Below are 19,042 nucleotides of genomic sequence, written 5' to 3' on the forward strand. Positions count from 1 at the left end.
ATCGGTCGAACCGCCTAAGAGACTTGCGGTGCCAGTTGCGCGACGTCTCGAATGGTTGTTATAACATACGCTTTAGTCCAACGGAGATGGGGCATGATGGGGCCGGCGGTGCGGTATTCGGTGCTTTTCTTTGCTTTGACGCAATTCTCAGTGGCGGGCGCTGGAGCCGCAGAGGCGCCGAAAGTCGTCGTCACGACGAAGCCCATTCATTCCCTCGTCAGCCGGGTCATGGAGGGTGTCGGCGAGCCCCTGCTGATCGTCGAGGGTTCTGCTTCGCCTCATACGTTTACGCTGAAGCCGTCGACAGCGCGGGCCATCCACGATGCAGATGTGTTCGTTCGGGTTTCCGATCAACTCGAACCCTTCACGCGGAAAATCGTGACATCTCTGCCCGCGAACGTCACGGTGTTGACGCTGGCTGGTGCGGACGGCGTCAAGCTTCTCGATCAGCGCAAAGGCGGCACGTTCGAAAAGCACGATCACGGGCATGAGGAGGCGGCGGCCGAAGCGGACGCGCATTCAGGTGCTGCAGACGAGCACGACGACGATCATGACGAGGATGGCAAGGATGGGCACATCTGGCTCGATCCGCAGAATGCCAAGGCGATCGCTGCCGATGTCGCGAAGGTCCTCGAGGCGCGATACCCTGAGCAAGCCGAAAAGATCAAAGCCAATACGGCGTCTCTCATTGCCGATATCGACGCGCTCGATGGCGAGCTTACGACGGAACTCAACGGCTCGAAGGGCAAGCCGTTCATCGTATTTCACGACGCGACACAGTATTTCGAGAACCACTTCGGGCAGAGCGCCGCGGGGTCGATCACCGTCAGTCCCGACGTGCCCCCAAGCGCCAAGCGCTTGACGGAAGTTCGGCGCAAGCTGTCGTCTCTTGGCGCCGTTTGCGTCTTCACCGAACCGAGCTTTCAGCCAAACCTCGTGGCGGCCGTGACTGAGGGAACGAATGCACGCTCCGGTACGATCGACGCCGAGGGCCAAATGCTGTCGCCCGGCCCCGGTCTCTATTTCGAGCTCATGCGCGGCTTGGCCCACAATGTCGCGAGCTGCCTGAACGGCAAGGGCTAACTGAGGAGATTGCGGAGCCCGTTGCCCAGTTCGCTATTGGGCTTGGGCTTCCGCTTCGCGGCCGTCGAATACGTATCCGGCGCCGCGTACAGTGCGGATCGGATCGCTTTCGTTGCCACGGATCAGCGACTTCCGGAGGCGACCGATGTGAACATCGACCGTCCGCTCGTCGACCTCCGAGGACTGACCCCAGACGCGGTCGAGCAACTGGCTGCGCGACAGCACGCGGCGCGGGCTTTCCATGAACACTTCGAGCATCCGGTATTCTGTCGGGCCAAGGCGAACTTCGCGGGGGCCACGCGTCACTTTGTGCGCGCCGCGATCCATCGTGATCTCGCCGGAGACGAGGATGTCGCTCATCCGCTCCGGCGACGCGCGCCGAAGCAGAGCCTTGATCCTCGCCATCAACTCCTGAACGGAGAACGGCTTCGTCACGTAATCGTCGGCGCCTGTCGTCAGACCGCGGATGCGGTCGGTTTCTTCGCCGCGAGCGGTGAGCAAGATGATCGGCAGGCTTTGCGTCTCGCTCCGGTTGCGAAGGCGCCGGCAGAGCTCGATGCCGGAGATCTTGGGGATCATCCAGTCGAGTATCGCGAGGTCGAAACTTTGCTCCGACAGAAGCAGCTCCGCTTCCTCTCCATCCGCGGCATGCACGACGTCATAGCCTTCGGATTGAAGATTGTATTTCAGCAGCTCTGCAAGAGGCGATTCGTCTTCGACGACGATGATCTTAGCTGGCATGGCGTTTCGTCAGTGTTCCTTCAAAATCTTTCGGTCATTGACGCGGCGTTATCAGCGTCGACGACGTCTCGTCGCCCTTCGGCCGGTCGTCTGCGATGGGAACGCCGTGAACGAGGTAGTAGACGTTCTCGGCGATGTTGGTCGTATGGTCGCCGATGCGTTCGATGTTTTTGGCGCCGAACAGGAAGTGCGTGCAGATGCCGATGTTGCGCGGATCTTCCATCATGTAGGTCAGAAGTTCGCGGAACAGAGAATTGTACATCGCATCGACCTGCTGATCGTCGCGCCAGACCTGCATCGCCTTTTCGGCGTCGAGGGTCGTAAGCGCATCGAGGACGTCCTTGAGCTGCTGCTGCACCATCTCGGTCATGTGGCGCATGCCGGTCATCAGCGGCTTGGGATAGGTTTCGCCGGCAATGGCGAGCGCGCGCTTGGCGATGTTCTTGGCAAGATCGCCGATACGTTCGAGATCGCCCGCGATCTTGATGACCGTCATGATGTGACGGAGATCGTTCGCAAGCGGCTGGCGCCGGGCGATCATCACGATCACCTGTTCCTGCAACTCGCGTTCGAGCTGATCGACCATGACGTCGTCGGCGACAGCTTTCTCCGCAAGCTTCGGATCGCGACGCTCGAGGGCATCCATGGCCTGGACGAGAAGCTTCTCGGCATAGCCGCCCATCTGCGCGATGCGGCGATCGAGGAGCCTCAACTCGTCTTCGTATGACTTCACGGTATGTTCGTTCATGGTCTCAATTCCTAAAGTCAGATTTTGACTGGTCGCCGCGTACTATCCGAGCACGCCCTATCCGAAGCGGCCGGTGATGTAGTCCTGCGTCCGCTTGTCTGTCGGGTTCGTGAAAATCTTCTGGGTGATGCCGAATTCGATGAGCTCGCCGAGATACATGAACGCGGTGCGCTGCGAGACTCGGGCAGCCTGCTGCATGTTGTGCGTGACGATGGCGATCGTGAACTCGTTCTTCAGATCATCGATCAGCTCTTCGATCTTCGCCGTGGAGATCGGGTCGAGCGCAGAGCATGGCTCGTCGAAGAGAATGACTTCGGGACGGATGGCAACTGTGCGAGCGATGCAAAGGCGCTGCTGCTGGCCGCCTGAAAGGCTGAGGCCGCTCGATTGAAGCTTGTCCTTCACTTCTTTCCAAAGTGCTGCCTTCTCGAGCGCGGATTCGACGCGCGCATCGACTTCCGATTTCGGCAAGCGCTCGTAAAGACGGATGCCGAACGCGATGTTTTCGTAAATCGTCATTGGGAACGGCGTCGGCTTCTGGAACACCATGCCAATGCGCGAGCGGAGAAGGTTAAGGTCCTTCATGTCGAGAATGTTCTCGCCATCGAACATCACCTCGCCCTCGGCCCGCTGGTTCGGGTAGAGGTCGTACATACGGTTCATCACGCGGAGCAGCGTAGACTTGCCGCAACCGGACGGACCGATGAAGGCCGTTACTTGACGCTCATAAAGCGGCAACGAGATGCTCTTCAGGGCGAGGGACGATCCGTAAAAGAACTTCAGGTTCCGGATCGAAATCTTTTCCGAGAGATCGGTGTCCACGTCTTTTGACATTAAGTTCATTGCGACGTCCTCGAAGAGCTTAACCAACGTGCTGCGATGCTGAGCGTGAGCACAGCCGCGGTGATGAGTAGTGCGCCTGTCCAAGCGAGACGCTGCCAGTCCTCGTAGGGGCTGAGAGCGTATTGGAAGATCACGACGGGCAAGCTTGCCATTGGAGCGTTGAGATTGGTGCTCCAGAACTGGTTGTTCAATGAGGTGAACAACAGCGGCGCCGTTTCTCCGCTAACTCGTGCGATCGCCAAGAGCACGCCGGTGATCATTCCGGCCCGAGCGGCCTTGTAGGCAATCTTACGGATGACGAGAGACTGGGGCAATCCGAGCGCCGAGGATGCTTCCCGAAGCTGGTTCGGCACCAGAAGAAGCATGTTCTCGGTGGTGCGAACGACTGTCGGGATGACGAGCACGGCGAGGGCGGCTGCGCCGGCGAATGCGGAGAAGTGACCCATCGGGCGTACCAGCAGTTCGTAAACGAAGAGGCCGGTTACGATGGATGGTGCGCTCAGAAGAATGTCGTTGATGAAGCGGATCACCGACGAAACCTTGCTGTAGCGGCCGTATTCCGCAAGGTAGGTGCCCGCAAGAATGCCGATAGGCGTGCCGACGACAACGCCGGTGATCGTCATGACGAGGCTTCCGGCGATGGCGTTGAGAAGGCCGCCATCGCTGCCCGGCGGCGGCGTCATTTCGGTGAAGACCTTCGGGTTGAGACCGGCTAGGCCTTTGTAAAGCAGCGTCGCCAGAATGACGGCGAGAATGGTCAAGCCGAGGGCCGAGGCCGCCCAGCAGAGTGCCACCGTGATCGTGCTTCTGATGCGGCGCCTGCGGTATTTCGCGAGATCCAAGGCCATGTTTATGCTCCCGCCTTCTTCTCGATGCGCATCAACATGAGGCGCGCGAGAGCCAAGACGACAAACGTGATGAAGAAGAGGATGAGGCCGAGGGCGATCAGGGACGAAGTGTAGATGTCGCCGACCGCTTCGGTGAATTCGTTCGCGATCGTCGCCGAGATCGTCGTTCCCGGTGCCAAGATCGAAGCGGAGATCCGGTGCGCGTTACCAATGACGAAGGTGACAGCCATGGTTTCGCCGAGTGCGCGGCCGAGGCCGAGCATCACGCCGCCGATGATGCCGACGCGCGTGTATGGGATTACGACGTTGCGTACGACCTCGCGGGTCGTCCAGCCCATGCCGTACGCCGCTTCCTTCAGGACCGGCGGGACGGTTTCGAAGACGTCGCGGCAGACGGCCGTTACGAACGGCAGAACCATCATCGCGAGGATCAGGCCGGACGTCAGAATGCCGATGCCATAGGGCGGGCCGGCGAACAGTTGATTGAGGACGGGTACGTCCTTGAACGCCGCGATCAATTCCGGCTGGACGTATTGCTGGATCACGGGCGCGAAGAAGAACAAGCCCCAGATACCGTAGATGATGCTCGGAACGCCGGCGAGAAGCTCGATCGCGATGCCGATCGGGCGGCGCAGAGGCAAAGGGCAAAGCTCTGTCAGAAATACCGCGATACCGATGCTGATCGGTACGGCGACGAGCATCGCGATCGCGGACGTGATGAGCGTTCCGTAGATCGCGGCGAGAGCGCCGAATTGCTCGGTGACCGGGTTCCAGACTTCGGTCGTCAGGAAGCTGAAGCCGAAGGTCTTGAATGCGAGGTAGCCACCGACGACGAGTGAAGCGAAGATCGCACCTAGAAGGATCAGGACGAAATACGCGGAGGAGAGGGTCAAACCGCGGAAAATTCCGTCTGTCATGCGAAGACGTTCGAGAACTTTGCGCCGTGCTACGGCTGCAGCCGCCGCATTAGAATGAACGTCTGCCATGAAGGTCAAGATATCGCTCCAGACTGAAGAATGACGTCTGCGTTATAAACGGATCGAGAAGCGCCGTATTGGCGCTTCTCGTCGTCCGATAGATTAGTTCGAGAAGACCGGCTTGTTGTCCTCGCCGACGACACCTTCCCAGCTCTTCTTGACGAGAGCTACGACGCTGTCGGGCAGGGGCACGTAATCAAGCGCTTCGGCTTCTTTGCCGCCGTTGGCATAGGCCCAGTTGAAGAACTTGAGGGCTTCTTTAACGGCTGTGACGTCCGTCGGCTTCTTGTGGATAAGGATGAAGGTCGGGTTCGTGATCGGCCAGGATTCGGCGCCAGCCTGCTCCGTGAGGATCACGCCCATGCCAGGAGCCGAAGACCAGTCTGCGCCGGCAGCGGCGGCCTGGAAGGACGAGATGACGGGAGCAACCGTCTTGCCGTCCTTATTGATCATTTTGGTGTAGGACATCTTGTTCTGCTTGGCGTAGGCGTATTCGACGTAGCCAATCGAACCCTTCGTCTGCATCACGTTGTTGGCGACGCCTTCGTTGCCCTTGGCGCCGAGGCCGACCGGGAACTGAACCGACGTGTTGGAGCCGATCTTCGACTTGAAGTCAGCGCTGACCTTCGAGAGGTAGTTCGTCCAGACGAACGTCGTGCCGGATCCGTCAGAGCGGAAAACGGCGGCGATGGCGTCCGAAGGAAGCTTCAGGCCGGGGTTCAGCTTCTGGATTGCCGGGTCGTTCCAGGCGGTGATTTCGCCGAGATAGATTTTTGCAAGCGTCGGGCCGTCGAATACGAGTTCGCCCGGCTTGATGCCTTCAACGTTCACAACCGGAACGATGCCGCCCATGACGGTCGGGAACTGGATGAGGCCGCTCTTCTCGAGGTCTTCGCCCGAGAGGGGCTTGTCGGTTGCACCGAAGGTAACCGTGTTGGCTTGGATCTGCTTGATGCCGCCGCCCGAACCGATCGACTGATAGTTCAGCCCGACGTTCGTCTCTTTCTTGTAGGTGTCAGCCCACTTTGCGTAGATCGGATACGGGAAGGTCGCGCCCGCGCCGGAAAGATCCGCTGCCGAGGCCGCAGCGGTTACGGCAGCAGTTGCCGCGAACGCCGCAAATAACGCCAGAAAAGACTGTTTCACTGTGGTCTCCTTGTTGAACGGGGGGCGTTCAAGCCCTCGCCACTCCATCGCCGAGCTGAGCTCGGCCCGCACTCTCTAGTCCAGTAAGGTCACGGCCATGTGAAACGTTAACGCCTTGAATTTGGTAAGCATTCTTGGCGTCGCCTACATTTCATACAGTAGCAGTGATGGGTCTCATCGGGCGGCTCCGGCTTGTCATGCTGACATGCTGTTACCGAATCCTCCGCGGCCTTCCCCAAGGCGCGCATTGCGACAAACGTGGCCTTCATGAGAGTGAGCCGCTTAGCGGCCGCTTTCGAATGCCGTCATCCGTCGCTGCACTCTTCTAGCGATGGGACGCAATCGATTTGTGACAGTGCAAATATCTGTTTTATATGTATTTTATTTGTAGGCCGGTAAAACCACGTCAAATGTGGTCCCCTGGCCAACAACGGATTGGACCGAAAGTTCGCCTTCGTGGCGGTTCAGGACATGCTTCACGATGGCGAGGCCGAGGCCCGTGCCGCCGATGCGGCGGCTGTGCTCGGTGCTGACACGATAGAAGCGCTCCGTCAGCCTTGGTAAATGCTCAGGCGCGATGCCCGGGCCGTCGTCGGTGATCGAAACGAACGCACGAGCCCCGGCGCTTTCGTCATGGACGCTCGTTTTCTTCTTCAGCGCGATTTTTACCGTGCCGCCGTCGCGGCCGTATTTGACGGCGTTTTCGACGAGGTTGTGAAAGACCTGAAAGAGTTCGTCGCGGTCGCCCATCGCCACCAATGGGGTGGGCAAGGGTTCTACACTGATCGTAATGCTCCGTTCCTGTGCAAATGGCGCCATTGATCGCACGACGTCTTCCATCAGATCGTTGAGATCGACGCGGCCCGTCGGCTTCAGGTTGGCTTTCTCTTCAACACGGCTGAGCAAAAGCAGATCGTCGATGAGGCGTGTCATCCGCTCGGCCTGGTCCGCCATGATGGCGAGGAAGCGCTCGCGGGCCGCTTCGTCGTTTCGCGCCGGTCCCTGGAGCGTTTCGATGAAGCCTCGTACGGATGCGAGCGGCGTGCGCAGTTCATGACTCGCGTTGGCAATGAAATCGGTGCGCATCTCGAGCAGGCGATGATGCTGGGATTCATCTTGGATCGTAATCAGAGCTGCAAGAGGTCCATGCTGATTGCTCCGGCCCAGCGGCGTCACGGTCGCGATGAGGCGTTGTCCGAGGCCGCCGCGGGGAAGGAGACGCGCCGTTTTTTTTTCGCTGCTTTCAAAGGCTCCTGAAACAGCTGCGATGAGTTCGGGGTCGCGGTCGACGTGCTCGAGAGGCACGCCCTGTCTCAGCCTGTCGAAAAGCTTCAACGCGGCTTGGTTATAATTCAGAATGACGGATGTCTGATCGAGGATGATCGCAGGATCGGGTATTGCCGCAGCAAGATCTGTCCACGTGAGCATCGTGTCGGAATTCGAGCTAATTCCAGCCATTTCACTTGCTTTTTGATCGAGTGCGGTGCGCGGCCAAGCCAAGAGCCCGGCAATTCCAGCGAGCAGGCCGGCGCCTAAGAAAATGAAGGCGCGTAGCGGATTGCTTACCCAAATCCACGTAGGAATGAGCGCCAGAAGCGCCACTGCGGCAAGCGCCGCGAAAGGCAAGCGGATGGTGTCACGGGTCATGGTCCGTGCAAGTAATCCGGATGAGCGCGATAAGCTAGTCAGCAAGGGTCAACTTCGCCGAGAACCGCGAGCCGCGGGCTTTTTGCTCCGTGCCTTGCTGCTACCGTGATCATTCTCGCCGGGCTCTTCGATCTGTTTCAATCCCATAGGCGATCGAACCGCGAGTTCGGCAAGCGTGTGCTGATCAAGCACGGTGATGAACGCCGTCAGAGCATCGTCGAACATCGCGTTGATATTGCCGGGGTCGGTATCGTTCGACGTCGGATCATTGCCGGCCTCGACTTGTACTCGAGTTACTTCAATGGCGCGGACAACGTCTCCGATCTTGATCGACGTGGCCGGCTTGGCGAGCCTGACGCCGCCGTTCGGGCCCCTGACCGCCGCGAGAAACCCGGCGTGCGAGAGGATGTGGACAATTTTAAAGACGTTCTGCTTGGTCACGCCGAGCCGATCGGAGATATCGGCGACCTTTATCAATTGATCTCCGGCAAGCGCGCAATCGATCAGGATGCGGATTGCGTGGCCGGTTTGCTTCGTCAAGCGCATCTTTTATTTACCCGGTGCCGCGCGGCCGTGGCTCAAATGTCCGTGACTTGCTTGTTTCACAAATCTTATCGGCGTGGCAAGGGGCGGCACCGATCCGAGTTCACTTGACAGTCAGGTCAACCCGCATTCTATACCTACGCCGTCAATAATAACTGGATCCGGTGATCCCGCACTTATTTAGTGCCGTCGAAACCTAGCAGCTACGGAGACCGAGATGTCGAAAAAGGCGTTCGCATGGGCCTGCGCAACTCAATTAGCGCTGGCGGCGGTTCTGATGACGGGAGCCCCCGCTTTCGCGGCGCCCGCGACCAAAGACATCATGAAGAATTACGGCGATGTTGCTCATGCGATGTACGGCGATGCCCTGGCGAAGGCCAAGGATCTCGATAAATCGATCGACGCGCTGTTGGCTAAGCCGAATGCGGAGACCCTGCAGGCTGCACGAGAGGCGTGGAAAGCTTCGCGCGTTCCCTACATGCAGACGGAAGGCTTTCGTTTCGGCAACAAGATCGTCGACGATTGGGAAGGCAACGTGAACTCGTGGCCGCTCGATGAAGGCTTGATCGACTACGTCGACAAGGCGAGCTACGGCGACACCAAGGAAGAGAACCCTCTCTACACGGCGAATATCATCGCCAACAAGAAGATCCGCCTCGGACCGAAAATTCTCGACGCGTCGAAGATTGACAAGAAGGTCATCGCCAAGCTCAACAGCGCGCTCGATGTCGAGACGAATGTCGGGACGGGATATCACGCGATCGAGTTCTTGCTGTGGGGACAGAACCTGCACAAGCCCGGCGTCAAATCGGGCGAACGGGCAGCCAGCGACTTCGATCTCAAGAACTGCACGCACAAAAATTGCGATCGCCGCCGTGCCTATCTGAAGGCGGCGTCGGGTCTGCTCGTCGATGATCTCACAGAGATGACCGGAAATTGGAAGCCGGATGGCGCCGCGCGCAAGGCTCTCGCCGGTCTCGACGAGAGCGCGCAGCTGTCGACGATTTTGACGGGGATCGGATCGCTTTCATATGGCGAACTCGCGGGCGAGCGCATGAAGCTCGGCGTGCTGCTGCACGATCCTGAAGAGGCGCACGATTGCTTCTCGAACAACACGCACAACAGCCACTATTACGACGAAGTCGGAATGACCGAGATCTGGAATGGCAAATACGACGGCGTCACCCCGATCAGCGGTCCGAGCATCGCGGAACTTGCGCGCGAGAAGGCGCCAGATGCCGCAAAGCGCGTCGACGAAGCGATGGCCACCACGCTCGAAAAGATGAATGCCATCAAAACGAAGGCCGATTCCGGCGAAATGATGTACGACCAGATGCTGGCCGCCGGTAACGACGAAGGCAACAAGCTCATTCTCGATGCCGTCGATGCTCTTGTCGCCCAGGCGCGTGCCATCGAGGCAGTCGTTGCAGCGCTGAACCTCAAGGTGAAGATCGAAGGTTCGGACAGCCTCGATGATCCGTCCAAGGTCGCCGGGGCGAAGTAATTGGCCTACCTTGTAACCAACGCCGTTGCTCCAGATGAGGTCTTCGCATGGTGACACGCAGAGATCTCATCGCTGGTGCGGCGGCTTTTTCGGCAAGCGCCGCCGCGGGTTTTCTCGGCGTCGCGAGAACAGTCGAAGCCAAAACCAAGGCCAAGGCGGCCGCGGCGCCCGAAGTTATCGCGAAGCCCATCGCGAACGGCGTGAAAGCCGTGACTTTCGATCTTGCCGAGCGGCCGACGGCGTTGCCGTGTTTCGATGGCAAGACGCTGCCGTTGTGGACGTTCGAGGAGGGCACGACCTTTCCGATCGTGCGCCTCAAGCTCGGTGAGCGGTTCGACACGGTTTTCAAAAACAACCTGCCGGTTGCGGGCGAAGTCGCGTCGATCCATTGGCACGGCCTGCGCATTCCAAACGATCAAGACGGCGTCCCGTACATGACGCAGCAGCCCATCCCGCGGGGCGCCGAAGGCCGCTATTCCTTCGTGCCGCCGGACACGGGCTCGTTCTTCTTTCACACGCACTGCAATTCGACCGAGCATTTCGGACGAGGTTTGGTTGGTGTGCTGATCGTCGAGGGCGACGAGATCACGCCGCCGGACGCGGAATACGTGCTGCTGATGAAGGATTGGCGCATCGGCCCTGACGGTACGTTCCTGCCATTCACGACGGACCAGGGCGCAGCGCGCAGCGGCACAGCCGGAACCGTCCGGTCCGTCAACGGCGAGAAATCTCCGGTCTTCACCGTGCCATCGTCGGCCAATGTCCGCATTCGCTTTTACAATCTCGATCCGATGCGCGTATCCGAAATCGGGTTCGAGAACGCGGAAGCTGCAATCATCGCCGTCGACGGCAACGGCGTGCCGCCGATGCCGCTCGAATCCTGGCGGTTGGGTACCGCCATGCGTCTTGACGTCTTGCTGCGCACGGCGCCCAGGGGCCAGTCCGTGAAGCTCTTCGATTATTTTTCGAAGGAGCCGTTCGTTCTGGCGGAGTTCAAGTCCGAGGGGCCGGCAAAGCGCAAGGGCAAATTCAAGGCGACGCCCCTCAAGGTCATGCCGTTCGCGAAACTCGACGAGGCGAATGCCCAGCACATACCGATTGAATTTTCCGCTACGCCGACGGGCGCTGCGCTTGCGGAAAGCGTAGCTAATTCAGGCATTGAGATCGGGCCGCTGTGCCTCGCGAAGCATACGTTCTGGGCGATCAACAAGCAGGCTTGGCCGGGACACGAACATAAGGATCTCGGGCCTCCGATCGCCGTTCTCAAGGCGGGTCAGAGCTATATTTTCGAGTTGAAGAACACGACGCCGCGGGCGCATCCGATCCATATTCACGGGCACACATTCGAAGTATTGAATTCGAGCGTGCGTCGTATTCCGCGTGTTCGCTGCGATACGGTGCTCCTGCTCCCGAATGAGCGCATCGAGGTCGGTCTCGTTGCGGGCGATCCCGGAAAATGGATGTTCCATTGCCATATTCTCGAACATCAAGAAGCCGGCATGATGGGCTACATCGAGGTCGTGTGAAGGCCCGCATGCGTGTCGCGCTTACGCTTTTCTTTTTCGCCATTGTGCCGACGGATGCGCTTCGTGCCGGCGAGCTCGATGCGGCTGTCGGCAAGGCGCTGTTTGACCGTCAATGGATTCCAGGGCCGGCCTCGACCAAAGCCACCGACGGATTGGGGCCGCTTTTCTCGTCGCGATCCTGCACCGGCTGCCATTCGCGCGGCGAAGGCGCGCGCGTCGTGACGCGCGACGACGGTAAGGCCGATATTTCGGGTGCCGTCGTGCGTTTCGGGAATGCCGGTGGGGCGACCGATCCCTATTACGGGCTGCAACTGCAAACCAATGCCGTGCCCGGATTGATGCCGGAGGGGCAGGCGCGCTTTCTTCCTTATCTCAAATACAACTTGGAAGGTCCGGCGCTCGCTACCGGCGTGCACGCGGGCGTTCGGCTCGCGCCACCGCTGTTTGGCAGGGCGGCGTTCGACGATGTTGCGGACGAAGAGATTTTGAAGCGTGCCGATCCCGGCGATCGTAACGGCGACGGCATCAAGGGGCGTGCGAACGTCACGCCACGGGGGATTGGGCGATACGGCTGGAAAGCGGGGCACGTGACGCTCGACGAACAAGTCGCGCATGCCTTCGCAATCGACATTGGCATGTCCAGTCCGGCTATGCCGTTTCCCTATGGCGATTGCACCAAGCTCGAAACCGCGTGCCTGGCGGCGCCCAACGGCGAGAGCCCGGAGTTCGAGGGGCGAGAACTCTCGTCCGTGATGCTTAGAATGGTCGAGAGCTACTTGAAAACACTGCGTGTGCCGGCTGAGGCTGATCCTTCGGAGGGCCAAGCGGTTTTTGCGGCGAGCGGTTGCGCCGGTTGTCATGTGCCGACGCTCGCCACGCGCGATGGGCGGCAAATTCCGGCCTTCACCGATCTGCTTCTTCACGATATGGGTCCAGCGCTCGACGACGGTGTCGGAGAGCCGGGGGTGAAATCGTCGGAATGGCGAACCGCACCGCTTATCGGTCACCGCTTACCTTCGGAACAGCGGCGTTTTCTTCACGACGGGTCGGCGGAGACCGTCGAGGAAGCGATTGGCAAGCATCGCGGCGAGGCTGAGCGCAGCCGCAATCTTTTCGAGGCGCTCTCGCCTGACGACAAGAAGCAGCTCGTCGAATATGTGAATGGGTTATGATGGTACATAGAGTGATGCTGGTCGGGTTCTCGATCCTTGCATTGATTAGCCAAGCTGCCGGTGTCGCGGCGAACGAACCAGTCAGCCACGCGGGGATGGTGAAGGCGGCTATCGAGCGGCACATCATTCCGCACATCGACGCTCTGAAGGTTGCCGTGGAGCCTTTGCCGGCAGCTGTCGAAAACGTTTGCAAAAGCGGGTCGGCGGAATCGCGGCAGCTGCTTTCGCAGCAATTTGCGAAAGTGGTTGAAGCGTACGCGGGCATCGATTTTCTTCGCTTCGGGCCGATGCTCGAGAAAGGCCGTCGCGAGCAGATTTCATTCTGGCCCGACCCGCGTGGTTTTCTCGGGCGGCAGATGCGCCTCATCCTGACTGCGCGGGATGAAGCAATTGCGCAGCCTGGGGCGCTCGCGAAGCAGAGCGCGGCCGTGCAGGGGCTCGGCGCACTTGAATATCTGATACAGGATAAAGACGTACCGCTCGGGCCCGATGAGGCTGCGCGCTATCGTTGCGTCGTCGCCGGGGCGATAGCCCGGAACATCGTTCGCCTCACGGATGAAGTTGCTACGGGGTGGGAAAAGCCGGGCGGCTGGGCCGACAAGATGCTTCATCCAGGGCCCGAGAACGATACTTACAAGAATGAGAGCGAGGCTGCGGTCGAGGTCGTCAAGGCGTTGATCGTCGGGCTGTCGTTGACGGCGGATTTGCAGATCAAACCGCAGATCGATCCCAAGATCCGGCTCAAGCCGCCGTACGACAAATCGGGTCTTCAGAAGCCGTTTTATGCCGCGAGCATCGCGTCGCTGCACCAGCTCTACGACGCTTTGCAGCTCGAAAGCTATCTGCCGCCCGAGAGGCGCTGGATGAAGGATTGGGTTGCCGGAACGTGGCGCGCGCTCGAGGCGAGCGACGGCGCAGGCGGTCATGCATCGCATGCGCAACGCGACGATTCTCCGACGCCGCGTGAGCTTTTCGATCGGGCAAACGGCCTTCGCAACATGGTGTCCAACAGGCTGTCGGTGGCAGCGAAGCTGACTGTGGGGTTCAATGAGCTCGATGGCGATTGACCGCAGATCGTTATTGCTCGGCACGCTCGCGTTCGTCGGCGCGGCGCCGATGCGCGGCGCGTTCGCAATGGGCGCAAACGATATCGCCTACGTGACCGCCGCGCGTCGCGCGGACGGCTCGCATACGGTTCTTCTTCTTCGTGCCGACGGATCCGTTCTGAGGGACGTTGCGCTCTCGGGCCGTGGGCATGACATCGCCATTCACCGGCCCTCGAACAGGGTTGCGGTCTTTGCGCGGCGGCCGGGAGCCTTCGCGGTCGCTTTCGATTTGGAAACGACGCAGCAGCCGGTTGTCTTCACCCCCGGCGAGAACCGGCATTATTTCGGTCATGGCAGCTTCTCGCAGGACGGCCGGGCGCTCTACGCTTCCGAAAACGACATCGACAGCGGCGACGGCGTGATCGGCATCTACGACGTCGCTTCGGGCTTCAAGAAAATCGGCGAGCATCCGAGCTACGGTACGGGGCCGCACGAGATCATGTTGCTGGCGGACGGCAAGACGATTGCCGTCGGGAATGGCGGCCTCGACACCGTGCCGGACGCCGGGCGCGAGAATCTCAACGTCGATACGATGGAGCCGTCGCTCGCGTTCGTTGATCGCGAAAGCGGGAAGCTCATCGCCAAGCACACGATGACGGGCGATCTCAAATCGCTTTCCATTCGTCACGTCACGCAGGACGCGACGGGCCTCGTGTGGTTTGGCGCCCAATGGGAAGGCAGCCCGAGCGAGACGCCGCAGCTCGTCGGCAGTGCAGGCGTGGATCGGGCGTTGAAGCTCATCGAGCCGCAGGCCAAGGGCGGCAGCGATCTCAAGGGATATATCGGCGCGATGGCGGTTAGCGCCGACGGTCGCTACATCGCGGCCAGCGCTCCGAAAGCCGGGCATGTGCTCTACGTCGACACGACGACTGCGACCGTCGTCGGGCAGAGCAACTTGAAGGACGTGTGCGGAATCGCGCCCGAGGGCCAGCAAGATTTCGCGGCGTCATCGGGTTTCGGCGTCGTGCGTTACGAAACGGCGCGCGCTTCGACCATCACCGAGCACGAGCTTCAGGACATCTCGTTCGACAATCACTTGCGGCGCGTCGGCTGATCCGGAGCGATAAACGTTTCGAGATCCGCACGCGTATCGATGTCGGCGAAGGCGCCCGGGTCATCGCACGCGACCGGATGCCAGAGATCTTGATGAGCCGCGACTACTGATCGGCCGCCCGAGTCGCCCGATACCATTTCGAGTGCCGCAAACAGTGATCGGGGCCAGATGATCGGATGGCCCCTGCGGCCGTCCGGCGACGCGGGAAAGACGATTGCATCAGGGTTGATCTCGAAAGCCGACACCAATCTATCGACCAGTGCGCTCGATATTCCCGGCATGTCGGCGAGCGCGACGAGAAGTCCAACGGCTGTCCGATCGATATTGCGAAGGCCGGTGCGAAGTGATGTGGAAAGGCCTTCGCGAGAGTCGGGGTTTTCGACGATCCGCCAACGGCCTTCGCCCGCTGCCTTTGCAACTCTGTCGTCAGTCGCGCCGGTCACTAAAACGATGTCGTCGATTTTCGATTGCGCGAGCGCAGAACAGACGCGCCTGACCATCGAGACGCCGTCGATCTCCACGAGTAGTTTGTGACCATTCTCGAAGCGCGACGAGCTTCCGGCGGCGAGAATGACCGCAGCGAGCTTCACTCCGGCGCTTTCCGGAATGCCGAGATGATCTGCGCCAGGATCGAGGTCGCTATTTCTCCTGCCGTCTCGGCCTCGATATCGAGACCTACGGGGGCATTGATGCGCGCGATGTCGGCATCGGTAAATCCGGCGGCCTGCAGACGTGCGACGCGCTTTGCATGCGTTTTGCGCGAGCCGAGTGAGCCGATGTAACGGCAAGGCGATTTGAGCGCGATGGTGAGAGCTTCATCATCGATATGATCGACGTGGGTGAGCGTCACGACTGCCGAGAACGGATCGGCGGTCATTTTCTTGAAACACTCTTCCGGCCATCCGGCGATGATCTGCGAGGGATCGAAACGCGCGGGGCTTGCAAACGCGGTTCTCGGATCGATCACCTTGACGTCGTACCCGGCTGCCGTCGCCATGGTCGCGAGATGCTGGGCGATGTGTGTTGCGCCGACGATGATGATGCGCGGCGGTGGGGTCAACGCGTGCAGAAACGTTTCGCCGGCCTTGTCGACGGCGCTGTGAGCGCGGCGGATCGCTTCGGCAATCGACGGGTCCGTCGTTGCGGTTCCATCGTGGATTTCGCGGACGCCATCCGAGAGACGCGTCGTGATTACCACCGGGCGCCGGTTGGCTGCGGCTTCGTCCAATCGTTTTACGAATTCGAGGTCGGTGTTCGGATCGAGCCGCGAAACGTAGACGCGGATTTTGCCGCCGCAGGCGAGGCCAGCACGCCAGGCGGTCTCGTCGGCGATGCCGAAGCTCAAAATCTCCGGTTTGCCGGTTTCAATGACGTCCATCCCCGCGGCGATGACGTCGGCTTCGACGCAGCCTCCGGAAACCGAGCCCTGAAACTCGTCGATATCGGCGATCGCCATTTGGCCGCCGGCGCGGACGGGCGCCGAGCCCCAGGTGTCGATCACCGTCGCGATGGCAACGGGACGCCCGGTTTCGAGCCAGGCCCTTGCCGCCGCCCTTGCATTGGTGAGCGGAGCGTCTGTTTTGGAAGCAACTTGATCGGCTTGGAGGTCGGTCACGGGCTCAACTTTGGATAATGGCCATAGTGTCGCGATTGCGCTTGTCTGGCCCGAAGGCTAGAAGCGCGAAGATGGCGAGACCCTCAGTAAAGATCAAGGCAAAGGAAAGTGCAAAGGTGCGGCGGCTGGCGCATGGCGCGGTCGAGCCGCAATCACGCACGCCCAAAGTCGGGTTTGTATCGCTCGGGTGTCCGAAGGCCCTGGTCGACAGCGAACGCATCATCACCAAGCTCAGGTCGGAAGGCTATTCGATAGCCCGCGATTACGACGGCGCCGACGTCGTCGTGGTGAACACGTGCGGTTTTCTCGATTCAGCCAAAAAGGAAAGTCTCGACGCCATCGGCGAAGCGATGAACGGCAATGGCCGGGTGATCGTGACGGGCTGCTTCGGCGTGGAAGAGGATCGGATTCGCGAGGCCCATCCGGGTGTTCTCGCGGTGACGGGGCCGCATCAATACGAGCAGGTCGTTGAAGCCGTGCACGACGCCGTGCCGCCGCTGCACGATCCGTTTCTCGATCTCGTGCCGCCCGAGGGGCTTAGGCTCACGCCGCGCCATTACGCCTATCTGAAGATTTCGGAAGGCTGCAACAATCGCTGCACGTTCTGCATCATCCCGTCGCTCAGAGGTGATCTCGCGAGCCGGCCGTCGAACCACGTGATGACCGAGGCCGAGCGTCTCGTCAGCGCCGGCGTCAAAGAGCTGCTCGTCATCAGCCAGGATACGAGCGCATACGGCCTCGATTTGAAATACGCGGAGAGCCCATGGAAGGGCAGTCCGCTCAAAGCGCGCTTTCTCGATTTGTCGCGCGCGCTGGGCGATCTCGGCGCGTGGGTGCGGATGCACTACGTTTACCCCTATCCGCATGTCGACGACGTCATTCCGCTGATGGCGGACGGCAAGATCCTGCCGTACCTCGACATCCCGTTTCAGCATGCCTCTCCGTCGGTCCTGAAGGCGATGCGGCGGCCTGCGTCGCAGGAGAAGACGGCCGAACGTATTCGCCGCTGGCGTGACGTCTGCCCGGATCTCGCCATTCGTTCGACGTTCATCGTCGGGTTCCCGGGCGAGACAGAGGAAGATTTTCAATTCCTGCTCAGCTGGCTGAAGGAAGCCAAGATCAACCGCGCCGGCTGCTTCAAGTATGAAGCCGTGCAGGGTGCGACGGCCAACGCGATCGAGGGTGCGGTTCCGGAAGAGGTGAAAGAGGAGCGCTGGCACCGCTTCATGGCCGCTCAGAAGGACGTCAGCAGCGAGATACTGCGAGCAAAGGTCGGATCGACGATCGACATCATCATCGATGAAGTCGACGAAGACGGCGCCATCGGCCGTTCGAAGTGGGACGCGCCCGATATCGACGGCAACGTGTTTCTCAATGGCGAAGCCGATTTGAAAGCCGGGGACATGATCCGCGGCAAGGTCGTCGAAGCTGACGAGTACGATCTCTGGGCCGAGCGGGCCTAAAGCGGTACGGCGCCGGATTCCTCCGGCTTCGCCTTGTACTCCGGCTCGACGTGAATCACGACCTCAGAGCCTTCGATGCTCTGCTCGATTGAATTCTCGAGCCGGTCGCAGATGACGTGAGCATCATCGACAGTCATCGTGCCCGGCACGACGAGATGAAATTCAATGAACAGGGCGCGTCCGGCTTGGCGGGTGCGAATGTCGTGTGCTTCGAGCGCTCCGTGGCCGTTCGCTTCGATGACGCCTCTGATGCGGCCCTCGATGTCGGGGCTCGCCGCCTGATCCATCAATCGCGACATGGAATCCGTCGCGATGTTGTAGCCCATGAAGAGGATGTGAGTCGCGACGACGGCGGCGATCAATGGGTCGAGGATCGTCCAGCCCGTCAGAATTGCAACGATCAGGGCAATGACGACACCGACTGACGTGATGACGTCCGTAAACAAGTGCTGGCCATCCGCCACGAGCGCGGGCGAGCGCCAATTCCGTCCCCACTTGATCATCGCCCAAGCCCAAGCGGCGTTTATCACAGTCGAGAGGACGTTGATTGCGAGGCCGAGGCCCGGGTGCGCGAGCTCGACGCCGTTCACCAAGCCAGAATAGGCCTTGATCATGATGAGAACCGCGGCGACGGCGATCATTGCGCCTTCGAACATGGCCGCAAGGAATTCGGCCTTGTAGTGACCGAAGGGATGATCGGCGTCGGCCGGTTTGGCACTGAGGCGGATGGCGCTAAAGGCCGCGATGGCGGTCATTACGTTGACGATGCTTTCGAGCGCATCGGAGAAGAGGGCGACCGATCCCGAAACCGCGTAGGCGATATATTTCAAGGTCACGACGGTCAGCGCGACGCCGATATTGATCGCCGCTACGCGTGCGATCCTGCTGTGTTCGTTTTCAGTGGCGGTGGACATTAAAAGCGGTGTTCCGTCGTCGATGGCTGCGCCCAGGTCTTATACTCGAATCGCAGCGCCGCAATTGGAAGGATCGTTTCGGCCTTAGCCGGCCGTGCTCCCGGCCGGCTTA

Annotated in this window: 18 protein-coding genes; 7 read left to right on the plus strand and 11 right to left on the minus strand. The window is 60.3% G+C overall.

Translation table 11 applies throughout. The features are described from left to right. Positions 1-93: 93 nt before the first annotated feature. Positions 94-1,083 (plus strand): zinc ABC transporter substrate-binding protein, encoded by a 990-nt coding sequence (locus AC1DK3_RS10715; protein ID WP_477192185.1) that lies wholly within the window; start codon positions 94-96, stop codon positions 1,081-1,083. Positions 1,084-1,116: 33 nt separating this feature from the next. On the opposite strand, the gene phoB is transcribed toward AC1DK3_RS10715, so the two are convergent. The 8 genes from phoB to AC1DK3_RS10755 all read right to left on the minus strand — a co-directional run bounded on the left by phoB (position 1,117) and on the right by AC1DK3_RS10755 (position 8,579). Then, positions 1,117-1,824, minus strand: coding sequence for a phosphate regulon transcriptional regulator PhoB (phoB, locus tag AC1DK3_RS10720; protein WP_477192186.1), 708 nt, complete (start codon positions 1,822-1,824; stop codon positions 1,117-1,119). A 34-nt stretch (positions 1,825-1,858) separates the two neighbouring features. Next, entirely contained in the window at positions 1,859-2,572 is a 714-nt protein-coding gene (phoU, locus tag AC1DK3_RS10725) for a phosphate signaling complex protein PhoU (RefSeq protein WP_477192187.1), read from the minus strand. A gap of 57 nt (positions 2,573-2,629) precedes the next feature. Next, complete coding sequence (pstB, locus tag AC1DK3_RS10730) at positions 2,630-3,415, minus strand: phosphate ABC transporter ATP-binding protein PstB (RefSeq protein ID WP_477192188.1); 786 nt, start codon at positions 3,413-3,415, stop codon at positions 2,630-2,632. Further along, the gene (pstA, locus tag AC1DK3_RS10735; RefSeq protein WP_477192189.1) at positions 3,412-4,263 is read right to left on the minus strand and encodes a phosphate ABC transporter permease PstA; all 852 of its coding nucleotides are present in this window, start codon (positions 4,261-4,263) and stop codon (positions 3,412-3,414) included. The genes pstB and pstA overlap by 4 nt, the downstream gene beginning before the upstream one ends. Positions 4,264-4,265: 2 nt before the next feature. Then, the gene (gene pstC / locus AC1DK3_RS10740; protein WP_477192909.1) at positions 4,266-5,180 is read right to left on the minus strand and encodes a phosphate ABC transporter permease subunit PstC; all 915 of its coding nucleotides are present in this window, start codon (positions 5,178-5,180) and stop codon (positions 4,266-4,268) included. A gap of 162 nt (positions 5,181-5,342) precedes the next feature. Beyond that, complete coding sequence (gene pstS, locus AC1DK3_RS10745) at positions 5,343-6,386, minus strand: phosphate ABC transporter substrate-binding protein PstS (protein ID WP_477192190.1); 1,044 nt, start codon at positions 6,384-6,386, stop codon at positions 5,343-5,345. 381 nt (positions 6,387-6,767) lie between these two features. Beyond that, positions 6,768-8,033 carry an ATP-binding protein gene (locus AC1DK3_RS10750; RefSeq protein ID WP_477192191.1) on the minus strand — a complete coding sequence of 422 codons (1,266 nt, stop codon included), beginning with the start codon at positions 8,031-8,033 and terminating at the stop codon, positions 6,768-6,770. Positions 8,034-8,081: 48 nt separating this feature from the next. Then, positions 8,082-8,579: an RrF2 family transcriptional regulator gene (locus tag AC1DK3_RS10755; RefSeq protein WP_477192192.1), complete on the minus strand. Its 498-nt coding sequence runs from the start codon at positions 8,577-8,579 to the stop codon at positions 8,082-8,084. A gap of 214 nt (positions 8,580-8,793) precedes the next feature. Here AC1DK3_RS10755 and AC1DK3_RS10760 point away from each other — a divergent pair, with 214 nt between their 5' ends. Genes AC1DK3_RS10760 through AC1DK3_RS10780 form a run of 5 tightly spaced genes read left to right on the plus strand, consistent with a single transcriptional unit; the run spans position 8,794 to position 14,938 of the window. Next, a complete protein-coding gene (locus tag AC1DK3_RS10760) occupies positions 8,794-10,080 on the plus strand; it encodes an imelysin family protein (protein WP_477192193.1) in 1,287 nt (428 codons plus the stop codon). Between the two features lie 47 nt (positions 10,081-10,127). After that, positions 10,128-11,606, plus strand: coding sequence for a multicopper oxidase family protein (locus AC1DK3_RS10765; protein WP_477192194.1), 1,479 nt, complete (start codon positions 10,128-10,130; stop codon positions 11,604-11,606). Positions 11,607-11,614: 8 nt separating this feature from the next. Continuing rightward, entirely contained in the window at positions 11,615-12,778 is a 1,164-nt protein-coding gene (locus tag AC1DK3_RS10770) for a di-heme oxidoredictase family protein (protein ID WP_477192195.1), read from the plus strand. After that, on the plus strand, positions 12,775-13,845 hold the full coding sequence (locus AC1DK3_RS10775) for an imelysin family protein (protein WP_477192196.1): 1,071 nt from the start codon (positions 12,775-12,777) through the stop codon (positions 13,843-13,845). The genes AC1DK3_RS10770 and AC1DK3_RS10775 overlap by 4 nt, the downstream gene beginning before the upstream one ends. Further along, positions 13,835-14,938: a DUF1513 domain-containing protein gene (locus tag AC1DK3_RS10780; RefSeq protein WP_477192197.1), complete on the plus strand. Its 1,104-nt coding sequence runs from the start codon at positions 13,835-13,837 to the stop codon at positions 14,936-14,938. Before AC1DK3_RS10775 ends, AC1DK3_RS10780 begins: the two co-directional genes overlap by 11 nt. Here AC1DK3_RS10780 and AC1DK3_RS10785 read toward each other — a convergent pair. Continuing rightward, positions 14,917-15,528, minus strand: coding sequence for a nucleotidyltransferase family protein (locus tag AC1DK3_RS10785; RefSeq protein ID WP_477192198.1), 612 nt, complete (start codon positions 15,526-15,528; stop codon positions 14,917-14,919). The genes AC1DK3_RS10780 and AC1DK3_RS10785 overlap by 22 nt on opposite strands. Next, a complete protein-coding gene (locus tag AC1DK3_RS10790; RefSeq protein WP_477192199.1) occupies positions 15,525-16,553 on the minus strand; it encodes an XdhC family protein in 1,029 nt (342 codons plus the stop codon). Before AC1DK3_RS10790 ends, AC1DK3_RS10785 begins: the two co-directional genes overlap by 4 nt. A 71-nt stretch (positions 16,554-16,624) precedes the next feature. On the opposite strand from AC1DK3_RS10790, the gene rimO reads away from it, so the two are divergent. Beyond that, positions 16,625-18,016, plus strand: coding sequence for a 30S ribosomal protein S12 methylthiotransferase RimO (gene rimO / locus AC1DK3_RS10795; protein ID WP_477192200.1), 1,392 nt, complete (start codon positions 16,625-16,627; stop codon positions 18,014-18,016). Here the strand turns inward: rimO and AC1DK3_RS10800 are convergent. Beyond that, entirely contained in the window at positions 18,013-18,930 is a 918-nt protein-coding gene (locus AC1DK3_RS10800) for a cation diffusion facilitator family transporter (RefSeq protein ID WP_477192201.1), read from the minus strand. The genes rimO and AC1DK3_RS10800 overlap by 4 nt on opposite strands. Positions 18,931-19,042: the final 112 nt, after the last annotated feature.

Source organism: Hyphomicrobium sp. 01T421 (assembly GCF_056398805.1).